This window comes from Vibrio sp. ED002, assembly GCF_023277445.1.
In the GTDB taxonomy this organism is placed as follows: Bacteria; Pseudomonadota; Gammaproteobacteria; order Enterobacterales; family Vibrionaceae; genus Vibrio; species Vibrio jasicida.
Genome location: NZ_CP080239.1, coordinates 2,275,239 through 2,296,652 on the forward strand (window position 1 = coordinate 2,275,239; position 21,414 = coordinate 2,296,652).

The 21,414-nt window shown below is 45.5% G+C and carries 16 protein-coding genes; 13 read left to right on the plus strand and 3 right to left on the minus strand.

Annotated elements, in window-relative coordinates; translation table 11 throughout:
* Positions 1-142: 142 nt before the first annotated feature.
* The gene (locus tag ITG12_RS26935; protein WP_038876325.1) at positions 143-1,612 is read right to left on the minus strand and encodes a lactate dehydrogenase; all 1,470 of its coding nucleotides are present in this window, start codon (positions 1,610-1,612) and stop codon (positions 143-145) included.
* 68 nt (positions 1,613-1,680) lie between these two features.
* Positions 1,681-2,391, minus strand: a complete 711-nt coding sequence (gene deoD / locus ITG12_RS26940) for a purine-nucleoside phosphorylase (RefSeq protein WP_248874592.1) — start codon at positions 2,389-2,391, stop codon at positions 1,681-1,683.
* A gap of 398 nt (positions 2,392-2,789) precedes the next feature.
* On the opposite strand from deoD, the gene ITG12_RS26945 reads away from it, so the two are divergent.
* Genes ITG12_RS26945 through ITG12_RS26960 form a run of 4 tightly spaced genes read left to right on the plus strand, consistent with a single transcriptional unit; the run spans position 2,790 to position 6,904 of the window.
* Positions 2,790-3,740 carry a DUF523 and DUF1722 domain-containing protein gene (locus ITG12_RS26945; protein WP_038876320.1) on the plus strand — a complete coding sequence of 317 codons (951 nt, stop codon included), beginning with the start codon at positions 2,790-2,792 and terminating at the stop codon, positions 3,738-3,740.
* The gene (locus tag ITG12_RS26950) at positions 3,730-4,533 is read left to right on the plus strand and encodes a MerR family transcriptional regulator (RefSeq protein ID WP_038876318.1); all 804 of its coding nucleotides are present in this window, start codon (positions 3,730-3,732) and stop codon (positions 4,531-4,533) included. The genes ITG12_RS26945 and ITG12_RS26950 overlap by 11 nt, the downstream gene beginning before the upstream one ends.
* Before the next feature lie 22 nt (positions 4,534-4,555).
* Positions 4,556-5,971, plus strand: coding sequence for a deoxyribodipyrimidine photo-lyase (phrB, locus tag ITG12_RS26955; RefSeq protein WP_038876317.1), 1,416 nt, complete (start codon positions 4,556-4,558; stop codon positions 5,969-5,971).
* A gap of 6 nt (positions 5,972-5,977) precedes the next feature.
* Positions 5,978-6,904 (plus strand): L,D-transpeptidase family protein, encoded by a 927-nt coding sequence (locus ITG12_RS26960; RefSeq protein ID WP_081634923.1) that lies wholly within the window; start codon positions 5,978-5,980, stop codon positions 6,902-6,904.
* 26 nt (positions 6,905-6,930) lie between these two features.
* On the opposite strand, the gene ITG12_RS26965 is transcribed toward ITG12_RS26960, so the two are convergent.
* A complete protein-coding gene (locus ITG12_RS26965) occupies positions 6,931-7,179 on the minus strand; it encodes an Lpp/OprI family alanine-zipper lipoprotein (RefSeq protein WP_005441096.1) in 249 nt (82 codons plus the stop codon).
* Between the two features lie 422 nt (positions 7,180-7,601).
* Between ITG12_RS26965 and ITG12_RS26970 the strand changes: the two genes are divergently transcribed.
* The 9 genes from ITG12_RS26970 (at position 7,602) to ITG12_RS27010 (ending at position 21,397) form a co-directional block, all read left to right on the plus strand.
* Complete coding sequence (locus tag ITG12_RS26970; RefSeq protein WP_248874594.1) at positions 7,602-8,945, plus strand: DEAD/DEAH box helicase; 1,344 nt, start codon at positions 7,602-7,604, stop codon at positions 8,943-8,945.
* A gap of 184 nt (positions 8,946-9,129) precedes the next feature.
* A complete protein-coding gene (locus tag ITG12_RS26975) occupies positions 9,130-9,303 on the plus strand; it encodes a hypothetical protein (protein ID WP_164492035.1) in 174 nt (57 codons plus the stop codon).
* A gap of 383 nt (positions 9,304-9,686) precedes the next feature.
* Positions 9,687-11,699, plus strand: coding sequence for a prolyl oligopeptidase family serine peptidase (locus ITG12_RS26980; protein ID WP_248874595.1), 2,013 nt, complete (start codon positions 9,687-9,689; stop codon positions 11,697-11,699).
* Complete coding sequence (locus ITG12_RS26985) at positions 11,700-13,841, plus strand: TonB-dependent hemoglobin/transferrin/lactoferrin family receptor (protein ID WP_038876310.1); 2,142 nt, start codon at positions 11,700-11,702, stop codon at positions 13,839-13,841.
* 9 nt (positions 13,842-13,850) lie between these two features.
* Positions 13,851-16,103: a proprotein convertase P-domain-containing protein gene (locus ITG12_RS26990; protein WP_038876308.1), complete on the plus strand. Its 2,253-nt coding sequence runs from the start codon at positions 13,851-13,853 to the stop codon at positions 16,101-16,103.
* 25 nt (positions 16,104-16,128) lie between these two features.
* The gene (locus tag ITG12_RS26995) at positions 16,129-17,580 is read left to right on the plus strand and encodes a DUF1566 domain-containing protein (RefSeq protein WP_038876306.1); all 1,452 of its coding nucleotides are present in this window, start codon (positions 16,129-16,131) and stop codon (positions 17,578-17,580) included.
* A gap of 1 nt (position 17,581) precedes the next feature.
* Positions 17,582-18,154, plus strand: coding sequence for a DUF1566 domain-containing protein (locus ITG12_RS27000; RefSeq protein ID WP_038876303.1), 573 nt, complete (start codon positions 17,582-17,584; stop codon positions 18,152-18,154).
* 188 nt (positions 18,155-18,342) lie between these two features.
* Positions 18,343-20,757, plus strand: coding sequence for a DUF2235 domain-containing protein (locus tag ITG12_RS27005; protein ID WP_038876301.1), 2,415 nt, complete (start codon positions 18,343-18,345; stop codon positions 20,755-20,757).
* Positions 20,741-21,397 carry a hypothetical protein gene (locus ITG12_RS27010; RefSeq protein WP_038873301.1) on the plus strand — a complete coding sequence of 219 codons (657 nt, stop codon included), beginning with the start codon at positions 20,741-20,743 and terminating at the stop codon, positions 21,395-21,397. The genes ITG12_RS27005 and ITG12_RS27010 overlap by 17 nt, the downstream gene beginning before the upstream one ends.
* The last annotated feature ends 17 nt before the right edge of the window (positions 21,398-21,414 follow it).

Sequence of the window (21,414 nt, forward strand, 5' to 3'; positions counted from 1 at the left end):
TTACACCTAAATATTATGTGGTTAGATGCGACTATCATTTCAGGTGTAGGAAGAATGCTACACCAATAAGGTATTGGGTACCGTAATATATACCGTGGTCAGCATCTATTTACCACATTTAAATGAGTAAAGTGTTAAATAGTCACGACAGCAGTTGTTTGATCGTCAGAGGTGCGTCCGTTACTTTCAGCCTCTGAGCGGCGGTAAGCCCTTGCTTATCTTGATAGCACAAATTATGCCAAGCTCTGAATATATCTAAAAGAGGTAATATGCCAGCAGGTCGTAATTTGCGACGTGGCTCGTTGATGAAGCTCTCAAACAGAAGCTGAAAACGATTTTGATAGAATTGAATGTGGCGTGTTGTCGCAACATTGAACCATGACTCAGGTTCGTTATTGTCGCCAGCTAAGTAACAAATGCCTTTGTTTGCTTCGTATTGACGTGAAATCGCCCAACGATCTCGCCACCAACTCATGTAAGCAATGTCTACTTTGCCAAATGGCGCAGTCATATCCCAGTTTGCATCTTCTTCAACGTACATCAAGTCAACGTTTTTCTCTTGAATACGAGATAAACAAACGCTCAACGCGGCAGAGCGGAGCAGGGGATCTTGAGGCATGTAAATAGAAACCCGTTTCTCTGGGCAGCACATATCCAATACATGTAGGTAGTGAGCGTAAGAGGTGTAAGGCGGGCGAATCAAAGCACCTTTTGACGGGTAATGGAAAACAGAAAGGTTGCCCAGTGGGTCCTCTACGTTACCACGCGCCAAAATGGTTTGGTACTTCTGGTCGATACGCTCGCGAAGTTTCTTCGAAGGTTCGCCGGGTGCTTCACTTGCTTCTGCGGTGTATTCCTGTGATACAAAACGTGACACTTCATCGTAAGGGTTATGATCCAGTGCTGCGACCGGCTCATCATTAGAAGAATAGTTCACATGCTGACATAGAATATAGCCAGAGTGTGCTTCACCAGAAGCGATCCAGTATACGCCGTTGTTGCTATGTGGTTGCAGGGAAACATAGTTCGACGCCAACTCATAGTGCTCGGCATGGTTTACCCAGCGAGCATCGATCGTTGCCAGTTTGCGGCGGCAGCGGCTAGCAATATGATCAACATGATCGTAAAAGGTTTTTGGATTAATGCTGAGTTTACGGCAGATCTCGCGAACGGAATAACCGGTAAACAACAAGCCCATCAAGTTCTCTTGGAACTGAAGCTTTTTATTGGCACCAGACCATTTATCGACAAAGGTACTTTGACACACTTTGCAGCGGTAACGTTGGCGGTCGCCACTGTAACCGAAAGCATGATAGAGGTGTTTATGAGTATGGACAGAAAGCCCAAAGTTATCGCAGTCATCGTTGCGACAAGCAGGTAACCCGTCACTGTGGACGTGACGCAGACGATGAAGTTCGTTCACTACATCGCGGTTATTAAGTAAGGGGGGGAAAGCTCCACACTCACGGCATACCATCGCCGGACGTTTAGGGTTAGCATGTTGCAAAACGTATCGCTTCGCATCACTCAATCCAAAGTTGTCACACGCCAATGTTTTACAAAAGTTGAGTTGTAACCCATCTGCGTCCCTTGGCAGTTCGCCGTTAGACACAATCGCCCCCTCGGGATAATTCTTGCAGCCGGTCAGGCCCCGGCTGCTATTTACTACTTAGGTGTTTCTTAGATGTTGATTGCTGTTTCTAGAGCAACTTTCATCATGTCGTTGAACGACTTTTGACGCTCTTCAGAGCTTAGTTTTTCACCACGGATGATGTGGTCAGAAACTGTTAGGATAGTTAGAGCTTTCGCGCCTAGGTCAGCAGCAACGCCGTAGATACCAGCCGCTTCCATGTCTACACCTAGGATGCCTAGTTTTTCCATTTTCTCGAACAGGTCTGCTTCTGGTGTGTAGAACAGGTCTGCAGAGAATACGTTACCAACTTTAACCGGTACTTCTTGAGTACGTGCTTGGTTAACCGCTTCTTCTAGAAGACCGTAGTCAGCGATTGCAGCGAAGTCGTGGTTGTTGAAACGGATACGGTTAACTTTTGAGTCTGTAGATGCACCCATACCGATAACAACGTCCATTAGTTTCACGTCGTCACGTACTGCACCACAGCTACCTACACGGATAACGTTTTTCACGCCGTACTCAGCGATTAGTTCGTGTACGTAGATACAGCAAGATGGGATACCCATACCGTGGCCCATTACAGAAACTTTCTTGCCTTTGTAAGTGCCAGTAAAGCCGAACATGTTGCGAACGTCACAAACTTGTTTCACATCTTCTAGGAACGTTTCTGCGATGTATTTAGCGCGCAACGGGTCGCCTGGCATTAGAACTGTTTCAGCGAAATCACCTAGTTGTGCGTTAATGTGTGGGGTTGCCATAAGTGCTCTCCAAAGTTTTGTTCAGGTAAAACGCATCAATTATAGAATGCTATTACCAATTCTGTTGAACTTGTTCGTTTTCGTTGAGGCCATAATATCGGGACAGGGTAAGGGGACTTGAGAGTTAAGTCACAAAACGGTCGGTTTTAGTGTTTAAATATTCTGTTGATAACTAAATCTGTTGAAAGCAAAAAGGCAATCGATTTGCTTTTGAGCAGTTTGTCGATTGCGCGCACAAATTCTTCCTTTCTTCGCCAAAATTTTTTCTGAAATTGTGCTGATCGAATTCCCATATAAGTGAGTAAAACGGTTAAATTGTACAATTTATTTTCTTGTACAATCTGGAAAGGCTTGCTATAAGTTATACAACAAAACATTTTGTATAGGGATGCGTCATCATGGAATCGTCAATCAAAGTAGGTATCAGCTCTTGTGTGTTAGGTGAACGTGTACGTTTCGACTCTGGGCACAAAATCAGCAACTTCGTTACTAAAGAATTAGATGGGTACTTCAGCTTCGTGCCTGTATGCCCGGAAGTCGGTGTTGGCATGACAGTGCCTCGCCCAACCATTCGTCTAGTGAGCAACGAAGAGCGTATTGCTTTGGTCGAAACAAAGAATCCTGAAAACGACCATACCGATAAAATGCTGACGTACTCAGAAAACAAAGTGAACGAGCTCCAAGGGGAACAGCTGTGTGGCTACATCGTATGTGCTAAGTCTCCAACTTGTGGCATGGAACGAGTGAAGGTTTACAGCAAGAACAGTGCTGCGAAAGAAGGCATTGGCTTGTACACCAAAACTTTGATGGAAAAAATGCCGTGGTTACCGGTAGAAGAAGACGGCCGCCTTAACGACCCAGTATTAAAAGAAAACTTCATTACGCGCATTTACTGTTTGAACGACTTCTATGAATCCATGGGTGGAGAACCAACACGCGGTAAAATCATCGCTTTTCACTCTCGTTACAAACTGACGTTGATGGCACACCACCCAGAATCCTACCGCTCTCTGGGTAGGTTGGTGGCAGATGTCGCGAGCTATGAGATTGACGACTTCTTTAACGAGTATCGTTTGGGCTTAATGAAAGCGCTGCAAAACCGAGCGAGTCGCAAGAACAACACCAATGTTCTGATGCACCTACAAGGTTACTTCAAGCGTTCATTAACTGGTAAAGAAAGAGAAGAACTCGCGACAGTCATCAGTGATTACCGCACAGGATTGTTACCATTACTTGCCCCGTTAACGCTTATTAAGCATTATCTCAACACATACCCAGATGAGTATTTGCAAGAGCAAAAATATCTAGAACCATACCCGCAGGAGATGAGATTACGTTATGGATTGTAGCCAAGAAGAAAAACTCTACGCCATTCGAGATGTATCTGAGTTAACGGGTGTTAAGCCCGTTACACTCAGAGCTTGGCAAAGACGCTACAACTTGATCCAACCTCAACGAACCGAAAAGGGTCATCGTTTATACCGCCAACAAGATCTAGATACGATTAAAGAGATACAAGGTTGGTTGTCGAAAGGGGTTGCCATTGGCAAAGTAAAAGGTCTGCTTGGACAAGAAGAAAATGCTGATATTGCTGTTAGTGTGCAGCCTTTAGAAGAAGTGGAATCTTTGCTCAAAGCTCTTGCCGAACTAAACCGTGGTAAAACGGAGAAGCTTCTAACCAACGTTTTGAAAGAGTACCCATTAACTATTGTCATCGATTCGCTGATCACGCCGGTGGTGGAAGCTCTTGAACTCGTGAAGGTCTCACTACGCTCACTTCAGTCGGGCCTCTTTCAAACTTGCTTAATTACACGCCTTGCAATGGTTGTTGAGTCTGAAAACAAAGCCTCTTCGAAAGGCAAATGTCTGCTTATTAGTTTCGAGCAAGCTCGAGAATTTGAAAGCTGGGTACAAGCGGCAAGATTATGCGAGCAAGGCTTCCATATTAGTTTGATAGACAAAGTCGAAGATGTTTCGGGTCTTATCGATCATGATGTAGTGGCTCTATACCAAAAACTTCATTTCTTCTCAAACAAGGCCCTGCCAATTAAGCAAGTAGAAGCGTTATCCACGCTGAAAACGCAATGCCCTGAGCAAGTTCAGTTCTCTGAAGTTATTGAGAAGTTGCATTTTGCTAACTAGCTTACCCTCGTAAGGAGACGACATGATTCTGGTTTGGTTTCGACGAGACCTTAGAACGTTAGATCACACTGCATTGAAGGCCGCCCTTGATACTGGGCACCCTGTGGTCGCTTGCTATGTTGCAACGCCAGAGCAATGGAAAACGCACCATATGGCACCAATGCAAGCAGACCTCATTGCGAGACGTTTAATGCATCTCGAAGAAGAGCTTGCTGATCTTAATATCCCGCTTCTGTATAAAGAAGTGCATGAATTTACCGACGTGACTGAGGTCATCAAGAGCTGGGCATTATCGTTGAGCGTGAAAAGTGTCATGGCGAATATTCATTATGAGGTCAACGAGCAAGCTTTAGATAGAGACGTAGCGAGAGTTCTGGCTGAAAGCGAAGTTACGTTTGAAGCTTTCCACGACAAATGTGTTCATGCACCAACCACGGTGTTAAACAAGCAGGGGCAGTATTTCAAAGTCTTCACACCATTTAAACGTGCATGGTTGTTGAAATTCCAACTGCCAATGGTGTTCAAGCCACAACCGCAAGCCGAGCTGCCTAAACACGTGCTCCAAGAGGTTGAAGCCTATCGCTATCATGCTGATGTGCCTTTTTCTTATCCGCGCGAGTCCAGTGAACGTTGGCATGCCTCAACCACAGACATTGTCCAGCAACTGAGAGAGTTCGCCCGTGAGCGCAGCAATGCATATCAATCTGAGCGAGATCTGCCTGCGGTTGATGGCACGAGTCAGTTATCTCCCTATCTTGCAATTGGCGCGCTGTCACCAAGACAATGTATCGCAAGGCTTTATGCAGAAAACCAAATTCCTGATCTCACTGAAGGGAAGGCCACTTGGTTAAGTGAAATTATCTGGCGAGAGTTTTACCAACACCTATTGGTGTTTGAACCAAAGCTTGTTAGAGGAAAGGGCTTCATTCCATGGGAAGAGAAGATCCAATGGTCTTATGATGAGCAAGCTTTCGAACGCTGGAAAACAGGCACAACAGGGTACCCTATTGTTGATGCTGCTATGCGCCAACTGAACACGACTGGTTGGATGCACAATCGTCTGCGCATGATTGTCGCGAGCTTTCTGACCAAGGATTTGCATATCGACTGGCGTTGGGGGGAAGCGTACTTCATGAGTAAGCTGGTGGATGGTGATTTCGCGGCAAACAATGGTGGCTGGCAATGGTCAGCGTCAACGGGGTGTGACGGCCAACCTTATTTCCGTATATTTAACCCGACAAGCCAAGGCGAAAAGTTTGATTCCGATGGGATCTTTGTTCGCCATTGGGTACCGGAAATAAAAGAGGTACCGAATAAATTCATTCATAGCCCTTGGTTATGGAGCGGCTTTAATTTACTGGATTATCACAAGCCGATGGTTGATCACAAGGTAGAAAGAGAGATAACCTTACGGCTCTTTAAAAACGCCAAGGAATAGAGAGAGATGCCAAGCAAGAAGCGTCCTATGAGTATCGCAAAGCGCACCCTGTTGTCGATATCGTTGTCTTTAGTGAGTGGATTGTCATTCGCCAAAATGTATCAACTGCCAGAAGACGGCGCTCGTGTGATCGGCCGCATGGAAAACCACGTGGTTGAACAAGGCGAAACCATGGCAAACATTGCTAAGCAGTACGATGTTGGCATGCTGGCGTTAATGGCGGCCAACAAAGGCGTGGACCCTTTTCTGCCAAAAGAAGGCCACGTTCTGACTATTCCTACTCAGCTTATTCTCCCAGACGTTCCCCATAAAGGAATCGTTATTAACTTGGCAGAGCTGCGTCTTTACTACTTTCCGGCTAAAGAAAATGTGGTTCATGTATTCCCGGTAGGTATTGGCCGTATTGGTCGAGACACGCCAGAGATGACAACGAGCATCAGCCAGAAGCGTCCAAACCCAACCTGGACACCACCTTCATCTATCCGTGCGGAATACAAGGCGAAGGGCATTGACCTACCTGCAGTCGTACCAGCTGGGCCTGATAACCCACTCGGTATGTTTGCGCTGCGCTTGGCGTATGGTCATGGTGAGTACTTGATCCACGGTACTAACAAAGACTTTGGTATTGGCATGCGTGTAAGTGCGGGTTGTATTCGTATGGACCCTAACGACATCGAGTGGCTATTCGACAAGGTACGTCGTGGTGAAAAAGTGAAAATCATCAATCAGCCAGTTAAAGTCACGCTAGAACCAGACCGCAGTGTATTTGTTGAGGCGCATGAACCATTGACTCGCAGTAACGGCGAGAAAGATCACCTACAAATTCCACAAGAGTTGAATTGGTGGTTGGATGAATATGGGATGACGAATGCGAAAGCTAAAGCAACGATTGCTGCTCAGAATGGTGTTCCAGTAGAAATAACCGCGCCTTAACAAGCGTTAAAGCGCGGAATCACATCTTACTTAGTGTAAGACTGAGCGATGTTGTCGATACGCTCGTTAGCACGTGCAGCTTCTTCTTGAGCTGCCATAGCCGCGTCGTTAGACTTTTGAACGTCAGATTGTAGAGACTGAACGTCTTGGCTTAGTTGGCTAACTTGGTTGCTTAGTTCGTCTAGTTTAGTAGCTGTTGCTGCTTCGTCAGAAGAAGCACAACCTGCTAGTAGAAGTACTGAAGTTGCTGCAGCTGCGATCAACGTTTTGTTCATATTAGAACTCCTTGCCTATAGTTAAATTCCTACGCTATACGTTTTGTGTCATATAGTCGTAGTGGTAAATGTGAATACATTCTATCAGTACATGATGTAGCAAAAGTCAAAAAAATCCAAGGATTTCATAGAGTACCTGATACGGACGCTAACCTTTAATTTACATAAGTGAGCGTTTACTCACCTTTAACGCCTGTATCAGGTAGTACAGCAACTCTCTCGCCACGTTCCTGATATCAATAATTTAGACGATATTGACGCAAATGAAAGTTTCTAACATGAAACTTTATTATTTCTTGTACATTTAGTTTGTGTGATCTCTATCTATACTCCTATGATTTGCGGTATTATACCGAGCTTTTATTTTTTGCTGCGTTAGAGCGGAAACGACACCGAAAAAGCGCTCAAACGATGACTATTTATTGGAGAATACTTTGCAATTTAAAGATCTAGGCCTAGACAACCGATTGTTGAAGAACCTAAAACACTACGATTTCAAAAAAGCGACTGATATTCAGCAGCAGGCGATTCCTGTTGCGATTGCAGGCAAGGATCTATTGGCATCTTCGAAAACGGGCTCTGGCAAGACTTTGGCGTTTGTATTACCAATGCTTCACAAGTCATTAAAGACGAAGTCGTTTTCTGCGAAAGACCCACGTGCGGTCATTCTTGCGCCAACGCGTGAGTTAGCGAAACAGGTATATGGCGAGCTACGCTCAATGTTAGTTGGCTTGTCTTACGATGCTACTTTGATCTTAGGTGGTGAAAACTTTAACGACCAAGTAAAAGCATTGCGTCGTTACCCTAAGTTTATCGTTGCTACACCAGGACGTTTGGCTGACCATCTAGAACACCGTTCATTGTACCTAGATGGATTGGAAACGCTGATTCTTGATGAAGCTGACCGTATGCTCGATCTTGGCTTTGCACCAGAGCTTCGCCGCATCCACAACGCAGCTAAACACCGCCGTCGTCAGACGTTGATGTTCTCTGCAACATTGGACCACGCAGAAGTGAACGGTATTGCATCAGAGATGTTGAATGCACCAAAACGCATTGCTGTAGGTGTTTCAAACGAAGAGCACAAAGACATTACTCAGAAATTCTATTTGTGTGATCACCTTGACCACAAAGAAGCGATTCTTGAGCGTGTGTTGGAAGAAGCTGAATATCGTCAAGTGATCATCTTTACGGCGACTCGTGACGATACTGAACGTTTGACTACTAAGCTTAACGAGAAAAAGCTAAAAGCAGTCGCATTGAGTGGTAATTTGAACCAGACTCAGCGTAATACCATCATGAGTCAGTTTGAACGCGCAGTCTTTAAGATCCTCGTTACGACAGATGTAGCGTCACGTGGTCTTGATATCTCAACAGTTACGCACGTTATCAACTTTGATATGCCGAAACACACAGAAGAATACGTGCACCGTGTTGGTCGTACAGGCCGTGCTGGTAACAAAGGTGATGCGATTTCGCTGGTTGGCCCTAAAGACTGGGACAGCTTCAAGCGTGTTGAGCTCTACCTACAACAAGATTTACAATTCTCGGTATTTGATGACCTAAAGGGCAAATTTAAAGGTTTGAAGCCGCGTAAACCTGATTTCCGTGGTAATAAAGCAGCACCGAAGAAGGCTCGCCCTCAAGCGAAGAAAGTGGCGAAGAAACCCGCTCAGCGTGATAAAGGTTTCTATCAAAACGTGGCAGTGGGTGACAATGTGTTTATCCCGAAGAAAAAGCCAGCGGAATCAAAAGCTGAAGATTAATCCTCAACTCAGCGTTAGAGGTTAACTGAATTCAAATCCGAGCTTACGAGCTCGGATTTTTTATATCTGGAATTTGTCTTCTCAAGGGCTATTGTTTAGCTGCTCTAAACAAGGGTTAAATAGTCTTTGATTTTTCTGAACGCCAATTTTGCTTAGCATAGGTTTCCAGAAGAGGAGACAGAATATGTATCAAGAAGAACAGTGGTTAGAAGACATCGATCTGAGCCTTACAGAACAACAATGCAAATCGTTAGGTTGGGGAAAGAAAGACGTTTGGGTTGAGATGTTGGCGTTTCTCTGCGTAGCGTTGGTGAGTTGTACCTTAGTACACAATCGCAGAGGCTCACATGATTACTGAAAAGTCTCAAATGGGTGAATTGATTAAATCGGTCGTTTTTTCCTCCCTTTATTTTGTTGGATTTCTTGCTTTACTTTGGGTTGTAACTAGTCATCTTTTCTAGTTTTTCTACCTCTTTTGAGCTACTGACTAAAGTAAAAAAGTTACCCTCGTCACCTTCTTTAGGTGACGTTTTCATTTCTAGATTCTTAATTGCATAGCAATAGATGACTTATCTAACAATAGCTTTGCATCACAGTGCATTCATCCATGATTTAAACGTTTGGCATAATAAAAACCGATAAAAATGTCACGAAAATATGTAAATGATAATTGATCTCATTTTTATTTAAGGGCAGAATACGCGACATAATATTAATCCTATAAATAGTTGTGCCATTTATATGAAATTTAGTCATGTTTTTTTGGGGCTTTTAGTCACCTCTATGCCCAGTGTTGCCTCGGATAACTTTGATTGGCTGAGAGACGATTCCAGACAAGATGAGCGAGTCCTTTCTTACCTCAAGCAACAGAACCAAAAAACAGAACAATTTCAGAAACGCTATGACGAGATTACCCAAAATCTCTTGAGCCAATGGGAAGCCATGGCAGCAGAAAAAGGCGAGAAGCCTTGGGTGATTAAAAACGGCCAAGAATGGAATCTCACTCGTCGACAAGGCAACTTTGTTTTGCTTTCGCGAGCTGATAACAACGCGCAAGAGAAAGTGGTTTACGATTTCTCTTCTCGCCAAGAAGAACGTCAGTATTTCCAAATTGGTCAATGGCGTATTCAAGGCGATTCTTTGTTGTTTACAGAAGATATTGATGGCAGCGAGCAGTATCGTGCTGTGTTAGTTGATCTAAAGAGTGGTGCAGCACGCGAGCTTATCAGCAACATTGATAATGGGGTTCTGCTTTCATCAAATGGCAAGTTTGCTTTCGCTGTATCAAAAGAAGCGAAAGCTCAGCGTCCCTACCAAATCGTTCGAATTAATACTCAAACCAACGAGCAGAAAGTACTTTGGCAAGAGGACAAGACCGATTGGCTCATGTCCTTCTATCCCTCAGCCGACGCGCGTTTCGCACTGGTACAAAGTAACAATGAATCGACCACCGAACAAAAGATCCTAAACCTTGATTCTGGAGAGCTAACGGCCTCGCTACGTAAACCAGAAACCGGTGTGGAGTATTATGCAGATGTTGCTCAAGACCAAGTCTTTATCAACAGCAATCTTAATGGTCAGTTTGGTTTGTTTGAAGCTACGATGCCCGAGAAACATGCGGACACTGCTGAATCTAATTGGAAGTCTTTCTTACGCTCGGAAAATAGCGTAGAGCAATTCTATTTGTATGAAGCGGGACTTGTGGTATTAACCAAGCAAGACAATCAAACGACAATCTCGGTTTACTCTTACGATGGCAAGGCGAAGAAATCTCTGCCTTTAGAGTCGGAAGGTCGCGTTGCTTGGTTGAGCACTCTTGGTGACTACCGCTCCAACAAAATCCGCATTCGTAGTATGTCGATGACGACACCGCCGCTGTGGGAAGAGTTTGATGTTAAAGCACTGACAAAGGCAAATCTCTCTCAAGATGTTTATCACGGCTTCTCCAGCCAAGATTATGTTTCTCAACGCATTATGGTCAAAAGTCATGGTGTGGAAGTGCCCGTTTCTCTTGCTTACCGCAAAGATAAGCTCAGCGACAACGCTCCTGTTGTGCTGTACGGCTATGGCGCTTACGGGTTTACCATGAAACCTTATTTCATGCCTCAAACCGTGAGCCTACTAGATCAAGGCGTTATCTACGCCATAGCGCATGTCCGTGGTGGCGGTTACTTTGGTGCCGACTGGCACGAGCAAGGCCGAGGCGTTCTTAAAGCTAACTCTATCAATGATTTCACGGCGGCTGCACAAGCACTTAAGCACTTTGATGGTGGTGAACGTGATGTCTACGCGATTGGATCGAGTGCGGGTGGTACTTTAGTTGCCGGCTCGATCAACCAAGCTCCGGACTTGTTTGCTGGCGCGGTGATGAAGGTTCCGTTTGTCGATGTCGTTGCTAGCATGTCCGATACGACGTTACCACTTACCGCACAACAATATGGGGAATGGGGGAATCCGACACTCCCAGAGCAGCTCAAAGCGATGCAAGCTTATGATCCTATTCTCAATATCCACAAAGACGCTTATCCACCCATGTTGGTTCAAGTCGGATTAAACGACCAACGTGTGCCTTATTGGGAAGGCGCGAAGTATCTCGCTCAAATTTCGTCGACCAGTGAATCGACAGGCCCTTATTTGTTGCAAACGGATTTTCACTCTGGCCACCGCATGGATCCAAGGCAGGCAAAAGAGCAACAAGCGAAGGAATACGCATTTCTACTATCACTAATTAAAACATCTAAAGCGGAGCAGTAAATGAAGCTTACCCCAGTGTCAGCGGCAGTACTTTCGGTACTTGCTGCCAGTCAAGTGCACGCCGAATCTAAGGTTTTCTCAATGGAAGAGGTGGTCGTAACCGCTAATAAAATCGATCAGCCATTGTCAAAAGTGGCAGGTAGTGTCGCGGTTATCACAAACGAGCAAATCGAAGAGCGAGGCGAAACCGAGCTTTATGATGTGCTGCGTAGCGAACCTGGTGTAAGCGTGACGGGCGGTGCAGGACGTCCGCAAAACATTACCATCCGTGGTATGACAGGTAACCGCATTATGATCGTTCGTGATGGCATTCGTTCTGCGGATGGCTTCGGTGCGAACGACATTAATGATGCAGTTGGGCGAGATACTTTTGATTTATCCAATTTTGAATCGCTGCAAATCATTAAAGGTGCAAGCTCTTCGGTGCATGGCTCTGGCGCGATCGGCGGTGTGGTGATTTTAGAATCCAGTCAGCCGGGTGATTTCTTAAAAGACAAAGACTTCTACACCGATGTTTCTGGTACTTACACCGATATCAGCAACAAGTACAAAGGTACGAGCAACCTAGCTTTCCGCTCCGGTGATACAGAGAGTTTGTTCAACGTTTCATATTGGCAAGGGCAAGAGACGCGTAACTTTGATGAAGATTTGTATAACCGCGATCTAGATGGTTACAGCGGTGCTTATACGATCAACCACTTTTTCAATGAAGAGGTGATGTTGAAAGCCAAAGCGGAACTCTACACCCAGAATCAAGAGCGTTTGGAGGGTTCACCGTCCATTCAACCTGATGGAATCTGGCACATTGAAGACTTTGCTGAAGATGAAACTTCCGAAGAGTACAGTGCTTACATTGGTGCAGAGGTAACCCCGATTAATCCAACTTGGTTCGAAGAGTTGGATACCAAAGTTTACTGGCGTCACACCGAAGTTGTGGAAGACACCAACCGTTTAATGCGCCAAGTGGATCATAATGGTTTGGTCACCAAACGTCGCGAGCTGGAACACAAAACCTTCATCGACGAGACAATTGGTTTTCGTGGCGACTTCACCAATACGATTTATGCAGCAAATGCTGAGCACCAATTGGCTTACGGTGTTGAGCTTGCTACTGACTATTATGAACGCACAGATAGCGATTCCAAGATTGATTGGAACGGCGTAACGCCTTCGACCAAACAACCTTTCGCTCCTGCTCGTGCTTATAACATTGGTTTGTACGTTCGAGACATGGTGGAACTGGATAAATGGACCATCACAGGTGGCCTGCGCTTTGATTCGCACCGTTTAACGCCGGACGGTGAGGGCGAAGTGGGCGGCTTCCCATTAAAAGACATGGATAGCTCAGAGGTGTCTCCAAGCCTGTCGGTTTCTCGTGAAATGTTTGCCAACAACATCGTTTATGTGTCGTACAACCACGGTTACCGTGCTCCGGAATACGACAAAGCATATGGCTTCGTGAACCATGATTTCGTACCGCTAACGCCTTTTGTTATCGCACCTAACTTAGACCTAGAAGCTGAGACTTCGGACTCATTTGAAATCGGTAACAAGTTCGATAACGGTCGTGCGTATGTCTATGCGTCTGTGTTCTACAACAAGTTTGAAAACTTCATCGATGTTGTGACCACAGGCTTTGACTCAAGCACTGGTAATTACATCAAACAGTACCAAAACCTTGATGGCGTAGAGACTTATGGCGCAGAGCTTTCTGCGGGTTACGCGCTCACCAAACAATGGGACATCAGCACTAAGTTTGGCTACGTAGATGGCAAAGACGCGGAAGGCGAATACGTTCGAAGCATTACGCCATTCGAAGGTAACGCTCAACTGAAATACGCCAACCAAGACTTCAACGCTTACGTGGCTTGGAACTGGGCCGCAGCTATGGATCGCGTTCCTAAATGCCAGACCACGCTTGGCCTAGCGACAGAGTGTGCGCAGACAAGCGCGTGGAATACGTTTGATCTTGGCGCAACTTACCACGTTTCCAAAGACCTTCGTGTTAGCGCAAACATCGTCAACTTGTTCGACAAAGAGTACATCCGATACCAAGACGTAGCGGGTATCGCTGAGGAAAGTAAGCGTTACTCAACTGAGCCTGGGCGCTACTTCACGCTAAATGCAAAATACGAATTCTAGGACGAAATCATGAAGCTAAAACCATTGGCGTTTTCACTGCTTATTGCATGTACCCCAGCGGTGCAGTCTGCAGAGTGGGATTATCCCGCAACGGACTCTGTGGTAACGAATGAAGCGCAAGCGAAAACTTATCTAGACAGCCACTACTCAGAAGCGGGCGAGTTTAAGTTCCGTTACAAAACCCAGTCTCAGCTTGGTGAGCATTACAATTTTGATGTTTGGGTAAACGGTGAATATCAAGCACAGCGTGCCCTAGTAGTAACAACCGATAAAAATCATCACGTTGTGCGAGTGTTTAAGAGCCTTGAAGATACGATAATTCGCAACGGTAAACCAACGGTTGCAATGGAATTGGAATCGCCTCGCCAACTGCAAGCACAAGAGCCACCTGCTCTGAGCTCTGGAAGTCTGGTTGATGTTGAGGTTTCTTTATTCAACCCAGATCTTCGTACCATGCAACAGCAAGCGGCACCAGAATCGACGTGGTCAGCACTGTCCGATTACCCTCAGCCGATCGAGTACGTCACCAAGTCGATTGAGGTTTTACAGTCGGGCGGCAAGTTCTATTTGTCTAACCCAAGATTAAAGCAAGTGGATGCGACGGGTTTATTTGCAGCCCCAGCACCTGGTGAAGCACCTGTACTTGATACGTTGGACTTTCTCAGCGCAGAAGGGGTTCAAGCATTTGACAGTGTTGATGAGATGCAAAGCACCGAGTTTGGTGACAATGCGTTCCCACAGTTGATGGCTTTTTATCATCTTGATAGCTCGATCCAATATTTGACAAGCCTGACTTACGACTTGTTTGACGAACCGCTTCGTTTTGATGCTCGCGGTTTATCAAAAGATAACTCTACTTACTATTACGGCCCGAAAGCACTCATGCTGGGTGTCGGTGGTGTTTCTCCGGATGCAGTCGATGCTGATGTCGTGATACACGAGCTTGGGCATGGCATTCATTACCAAATAGTACCGGATTGGGCGTACGGTCACACTGGTGCTATCGCAGAAGGTTTTGCTGATTACTGGGCGGGCAGCGCGAGCTACCGCACTCAATATTTGGATGCTTCGCGTCGTGGTCAAGAATTCGAGTTAGATACGGTGTTCAACTGGGACGGTGTGTTCGGAACACGCAAAACAACTCGTAGCTTATGGAACCAAAGAGCGCGTTACTTTGAGGGCTCAGAGTATCCAGCGCACGTTAGTGTGGGCGGTGAACTAGGTGACGAGCTATGGTCAACGCCACTGTTCCAAGCACTTAAAGCATCGGTTGAACGATACGGTGATGATACCGATAACGTGTTCCGAGAGTTTGACGCCATTGTTCTTGAAGGCATGTATGGCATTGGTCGTGGCGTTAAAATGCATGATTTGGCGGAATCGACCGTGTTTGCCGCAAATACCTTGTTCCCAAATAAAGATTACGCCCAATTCCTGACGGACAGCTTCAACAGACACAACTTACTTAAAGCGCCTCTTCGCGTTCGCTATGACGCTCGATACATCGCACAAGGTCAAGACGTTGGTGTGAGCTTGAGCCAAACTGGCCGCGAAGCGAGCATCAAAGGGCAATGGCAGCTAAACAACGCATCCGTTTTCGACTTTGATGAAGCGCTTTCTGACTCGACCTCAATGAAGGTGGCGTTACCAAGCGGGCTGACATGTGGTACGCAATTCGATTCCTCTATTTCATTGGATTACCAATTTGCAGAAGGCTTAAAGACTCACCAGTGGAGTGAAAAGGCGATGTTGGTTAATGGTACGCCAGAGCTAGATATCCAGCCTCAATCAGTGAATTCCGCTTTGCCAGAGCAAGGCGACAGATTGTTCTCTCAGACGCTATCGGACAAGTCACTCACGATTGATGACTCGTTTGCGGTTTACCTGAACATCGAACATGACTCACTGCAGGATCTGCAAGTGACGATTGTGTCTCCACAAGGCAAATCGGTCGTGCTACTTAGTCATCAATCAAGCAATACCAATGGATTTAAAGGTTACTTCACAGCTCAGTATGACGAGGAGTTACAAGCACTTGTCGGTCAACCGAGTTGGGGAACTTGGCGTCTCGAAGTGTCTGACCGCGTGTCAGGAAACTCTGGGGTGTTGAAAGAGTGGGGTGTGAGTCACTTTGCTCAGTATCAGTGCAGTGCTGATACCACTAAAGAAAGCAGTGGTGGTGGTTCAGGTGGCAGTGGTTCGCCTTGGACCTTGTTAGGACTTTTCCTGCTTTCAATGGTGAGAGTGATTCGCTCTCGTTAATTAAAATCAAAAGAAGATAAAATCTATGAAGTTTCAATATTCTTTCGTTGCTATGTCACTAGCCCTAGCTGGCTGTGGCGGTGGTTCTGGTGGTGACACGTCGGCACCGACCTATGATGTAGCTGGCACCATCGTTTCTGCAGGTACACTTCTTGATACGCCAGTGTGCATCGATTTAAACCAAAACTACGTTTGTGATACGACCGAGCCGAGTGCTAAAACGGATAATGCCGGTAAATTTAGCCTGACTTCAAGCGACAAAAACGTACTAACCAGCACCATTCTTGCTCAAGTTAATCAAGGTTCGAACCAAACGTTGCGTCTTGCGGCTCCGGGCCAAAACTTAGCAACGGGTAACACGGTCAATGGTGTAACAACGTTGCTCGCAGGTCTTGTGGTTGACGGTAAAACCGTTGCTCAAGCTGAAGAGATTGTGAAAGCGCAACTCACCGATGCCGGCGTTTCTCTGTCTGGTACGGTGATGTCTAACGCAGAAGCCAGCGAGCTAGATAAGCTAGAGCAAAACACGGTTGCACTATTAGCTGCGATGCAGCCACAACAAATGACCAAAGGTGTAGCGCTGCTTGCTCAAAGCCTTAGCTTCCAAGGTAAATCGTTGGCCTCTTCTCTTCTGTCTGAAGCGGAAGTGGTTGCATTTGCAGAAGAAATTGCAGCGGTTGCTGAACAAACGGTTGGCAGCAACGATACGGGCGCCGTTCTCCATTTTGCTGATGGCGCAGCAGACGTTGCTGAGGTTCAAGCTGCTTACCCTGGTCAAGATGCGGAATACGGCTTCGACAAAGAGGACAAGCAAACGTCGACAGGCGCTGGCTTTAAGTTCGTTAAGCTAGATTCACAAGGTGCTGCTTTAGCTGCAGATGCGACTGAGTGGGCTTGTACTATGGACGAGCGTACTGGTCTTGTTTGGGAAAACAAGAGTGCGGATGCGAGCTCGGTTCAATTTAAAGACCGCCTATTTGCGTTTGAATCTGAAACATTTAAGCCATTTAGCAAAGATGTAGAGCTTGCAGGTTGTAAAGACGCTGGTGATGAAGTTTGTACCACTAGCCAATATGTTGAGTACATAAACAAACAATCGTTATGTGGAATCAATGGTTGGCGCTTGCCTACTTACCGTGAAACGTATGACTTATTAGATTTTGGTGAACAAACACTGTTCGCTCCGAACGAGGAATATGCGCCACACAACGTGTATGGATTTAATGTTAAATACTTCCCACAGCAAACGATAGGCAGTCCTTATTTAGAGTATGGTGCGTTTTGGCATAGCGACTTTACGTTTGTGAATACATCACCACAGCTCGTTGATGCTGAGGTTTATTTCCCTGCTATTATCTCTCGGGGCGTAGATAGAGGCACTATTTCACTCGTCGATATTCGCTCAAGCAACACAAGTGCAGACGCCGATGACTCATACCAATTTCCAATCCGTCTAGTAGCAGTAAAGGGCCAATAAGATGAAGAAATTAATAACTGTACTATCTCTTGCTTTGGCTTCTCAAACTGCAATGGCTGCACAAGAGTGTTCTACTGACTTTGCTAAAACGGCACCTAACACGCGTTATACATATTCTGATAACGGTACCGTAACTGACTTAAAAACAGGTCTTACATGGATGCGTTGCCCTGTTGGCTCAACGTGGAATGCGGCAAATGAAGCCTGTGATGGCGCTGCGACTAAGATGTCATGGCAGTTAGCGCTATCAACCGCTGAGCAAATCCGTAATGAATCTGGTAACCATGCTTTGCATGACTTCGCGGGCAAAAAGAACTGGCGCTTACCAAATATTAAGGAGCTGGTCGCGTTGACGGAGCGTGCTTGCCACAGCCCTGCGATGAACGGCACTGCATTCGAAAGTGGTTACACGATAGAAGCGGGTGACTATGCAGGTTACATCTGGAGTAACACACCGAACGGTGATGGCTCAAACGTCATGGTGTTTGATTCAGTTAATGGTGAGGTTTACAACTGGAGCCCACTAGAACCGACCTATATATTCTCTCTTCTTCTAGTGACAGACGAAGAGTAATCGTCACCTTAAACAGTTAATAATGTTGTTACTAAGAAGCTCCGCCAGTGCGGAGCTTTTTGTATGTGCCGATGTTCTCATTTTTTCTAATTCAGATAGAAAGGATATGTAAACCGTTATTATGCCTAGAGCTTCATATTGGGTGCGTTGCTAGACTGACCTTTTACCCTAAAGGATAGGAAGTTGCTTTGAAATACAATGTACCTAAGCCTAATAAGTTAGGTGGAGGCTATGCGCCAGTGCAAGACACAACAGCACTGACGCCGATGCCACTTATGAGTGACGACGACGAAAGCAAGGACGCTGAGTTTGAGTGTCGCATTAAGATACATGCACCCAAAGTAGATTTGGAACAATTACAAACGGGCGTGTTTTCACTTAGCAAAACCAGTAACGAAGAAGAAATTACTGCTTGGAGTAAAGAAGAAATCAATGAGCCATATCGGCACGTCAATTTAGTTTGTTCCTGTAATGAGCAGGAGGAAAAATCTCTAGTTCATGAACTTTTTTCGATGGTTGGTATGAGTGAGCCGTTCAAGATCAACCCACAAGAAACTGACGAAAAACATATTAATGCCGAGTTTGTACCGTTTATCCCAGCAGTAGATGTGAACGGACAGTTAGGTTATCCAACACATGGTTATTTGTATTACTTTGTGGATGGGAAGCTAGTCTATGAAATGGATATTTTAGGGGAGGGGCGTTGGGCTTGGCGTGTCACCCGCTCGACATATGATATTATCAGCGACGACTACGTGAGCGATAAGGTTTATACATCGATCACTGTTCCGGTATCTATCGAAGGGGCTGCGCCTCCAACGCAATATATCTACTACACTCGCGCGCGATTAACCACTGACGGTTTAGGTGAAGTTAATCAATCATGGTTAGACAAGAACGCCACACTGATCGACCCGTGCTTGCTGGTTGATGCAGTAGGGCAACCAACAGATGAAGGTTCAATAACGACCGTCGAGGTGGGGAAAGCGTGCCCGTTTGGTAGCGTCAGTAAAGAACATGATGATCCGAAGTTGTCCCCGACCGTTAAACATATTTACCCGCAATCAAAATCGTTAGTGAATACTCCGGTAATGAACGTTAAGCAAGTGATTGAGAAGGTGCTGCGCATTGGTGTGTTCTTTGATGGTACGGGACAGAACAACTTAAACGATGCGTACAAAGAACAGCGCGGCGTGAAATCGCGGACCAATGTGGCACGATTATTTGAGGCGTATCCGATAGATGAGGAACACGAAAAAATCTACATATCCGGTGTGGGGACAGTTGATGGTGCGTGGCAAACCCCAAAAACGATTGATGATGGTGATGATGAATCAAATGCTGCGCAAGCCTTTGGTGTAGACGTTAACAATGTCAGTGATTCGTTGTTGTGGGAGATTTCTTTACCGAATCTCATTGCAGATTACACCAGTTCAAGAACAGGCGCGTTCTATAAATGGCAAAAGTGGGCTGATGAGTATGCAAGAATCACGGATACGTTAGAACTAAATGGAGAATTCGAGAGCATCACTCATATTGAATTTGATGTCTTTGGGTTTAGCCGTGGCGCAGCGTTGGCACGTCACTTTGTTAATGCACTTAAAGATGGATTACCAGACGTAGCCAAACCAAGAGACGGTGAGATGTTTGGCAGCGTTCACCCCAACTTGCTCGGTAAAGCATCTATTGAGCAATATGATAATAATCAGGGGTATTACCCTGACGAAATTCGTACAAGTACAGTACGATTCTTAGGCCTATTTGATACGGTTGGTTCGTTCTATATGGCGGGTAATGAGGATGAGGGGAACTTTGAACTGGATCTCGATATGAATTGTGCCGAGCGGGTATTTCAAATCACGGCACAACATGAGTTTCGCAAAAACTTTCCTTTGACTTCAGTTAAACAAAATGGCGTCAACCCTGCACATTTCTTCGAAGAAGAATTTGCGGGTAGCCATTCTGATATTGGTGGTGGTTACCCATCGAAAGAGCAGTATGACAAGCAAGGTTTACCTGACCGTTACGGTATGCCTCTGTCTTCGACATTTAACCGTCAGCTCATAAATACTGAATCAATCGCTGGCCAAGTGCGACCTTATGACAATGCTCGCTCTGATCTTGGTACACAAAAACGAATCGCAATTCGCAAGCAAGAACAAGAGCGATGGTCCGTAATCTGTAAACAGAAAGGTTTATACGGTGAAGTGAAGTTAGACCGCGATATGCTGTATTACTATGAGCTACAGCCAGTCAGTAACGGGCTATCAGCGCTTGCACTCGAACGAATGAAACAACAAGGCGAACAGATGGGAATTTCTTGGCTGGAGCGTAATTACATCCTTCCTCAAGATTTTACCGCTTTAAAGGGGATTGATTCCAAATTGGTCGAGTTAAACCAGAAGTTACTTGCGCAGCCTCTAGGGGAAGTGACACGGTCCCATTGGTATAGTGAAATTCGTCAATATGGTTCAATGTGGATACACCGACCTCATGATGCGTTAATTAACGTTGGTTATGATTCTGCTTATGAAAAATTAGTCAATGCTGTGACCAGAGAAGGAAACGAATTAAAACGAGTGGTGTATGAAAATGAAGGGTAAAATAATCACAGGGCTTATGTTGTTTCTGTCAGCTTGCTCTATAGCTCAGCCGGACATTGTGGCGACTTCTGGCGGTGCGGGAACATTAGGAAAACCGCATTGGATTTCGAAAATGCTTGTCACGGATGTTCGCGGCAAAGGTTCGGGATTTATAGCGGGGGCTGTATCTGGTTGTTGTGCGCGATCTGGTATTCAATTAAGTGTACCAAATGGCATTGAAGGGGAATGGTCACAAGGTTGGGATACTGGCGGCGAATGGGAAGAAAAATGGCGTCAGCGTTGGAAGCCTGCTTGGGGAAACTTTGAAGAAAACTATATTAAAGACAAATGGTTTTATATCAAAGATACGATAGACAGCGATCTTGCCGCCAAGAAAATTGAGATAATGGATAACTATTTCAATGAGGATGAGTTAGGCCGTGGAGCAATGGAAGTATATGTTGACGGTAAGCGGGTTGTATTAGCCTATGTCAAGCTCTGCAACCCTAAGCGAGGGTATGACTGTAGTATTAAAGAAAATGCCGATCCTCATGGCTGGGTTGTGCCACCTCCTTGGAGTAAGACCGGAAAAGGAACCGCTGTTATTCTCTATGATGGATACGGTGAAGAATCCGATAAGCCATTCAGTGAATCATATTAAATAAAAAGCTCCGCCAG

Excerpts from the sequence above, each read along its gene's own strand:
- deoD (WP_248874592.1), bottom strand. The coding sequence starts at position 2,391 with ATGGCAACCCCACACATTAACGCACAACTAGGTGATTTCGCTGAAACA.
- ITG12_RS26945 (WP_038876320.1), top strand. The coding sequence starts at position 2,790 with ATGGAATCGTCAATCAAAGTAGGTATCAGCTCTTGTGTGTTAGGTGAA.
- ITG12_RS26950 (WP_038876318.1), top strand. The coding sequence starts at position 3,730 with ATGGATTGTAGCCAAGAAGAAAAACTCTACGCCATTCGAGATGTATCT.
- phrB (WP_038876317.1), top strand. The coding sequence starts at position 4,556 with ATGATTCTGGTTTGGTTTCGACGAGACCTTAGAACGTTAGATCACACT.
- ITG12_RS26960 (WP_081634923.1), top strand. The coding sequence starts at position 5,978 with ATGCCAAGCAAGAAGCGTCCTATGAGTATCGCAAAGCGCACCCTGTTG.
- ITG12_RS26965 (WP_005441096.1), bottom strand. The coding sequence starts at position 7,179 with ATGAACAAAACGTTGATCGCAGCTGCAGCAACTTCAGTACTTCTACTA.
- ITG12_RS26975 (WP_164492035.1), top strand. The coding sequence starts at position 9,130 with ATGTATCAAGAAGAACAGTGGTTAGAAGACATCGATCTGAGCCTTACA.
- ITG12_RS26980 (WP_248874595.1), top strand. The coding sequence starts at position 9,687 with ATGAAATTTAGTCATGTTTTTTTGGGGCTTTTAGTCACCTCTATGCCC.
- ITG12_RS26985 (WP_038876310.1), top strand. The coding sequence starts at position 11,700 with ATGAAGCTTACCCCAGTGTCAGCGGCAGTACTTTCGGTACTTGCTGCC.
- ITG12_RS26990 (WP_038876308.1), top strand. The coding sequence starts at position 13,851 with ATGAAGCTAAAACCATTGGCGTTTTCACTGCTTATTGCATGTACCCCA.
- ITG12_RS26995 (WP_038876306.1), top strand. The coding sequence starts at position 16,129 with ATGAAGTTTCAATATTCTTTCGTTGCTATGTCACTAGCCCTAGCTGGC.
- ITG12_RS27000 (WP_038876303.1), top strand. The coding sequence starts at position 17,582 with ATGAAGAAATTAATAACTGTACTATCTCTTGCTTTGGCTTCTCAAACT.
- ITG12_RS27010 (WP_038873301.1), top strand. The coding sequence starts at position 20,741 with ATGAAAATGAAGGGTAAAATAATCACAGGGCTTATGTTGTTTCTGTCA.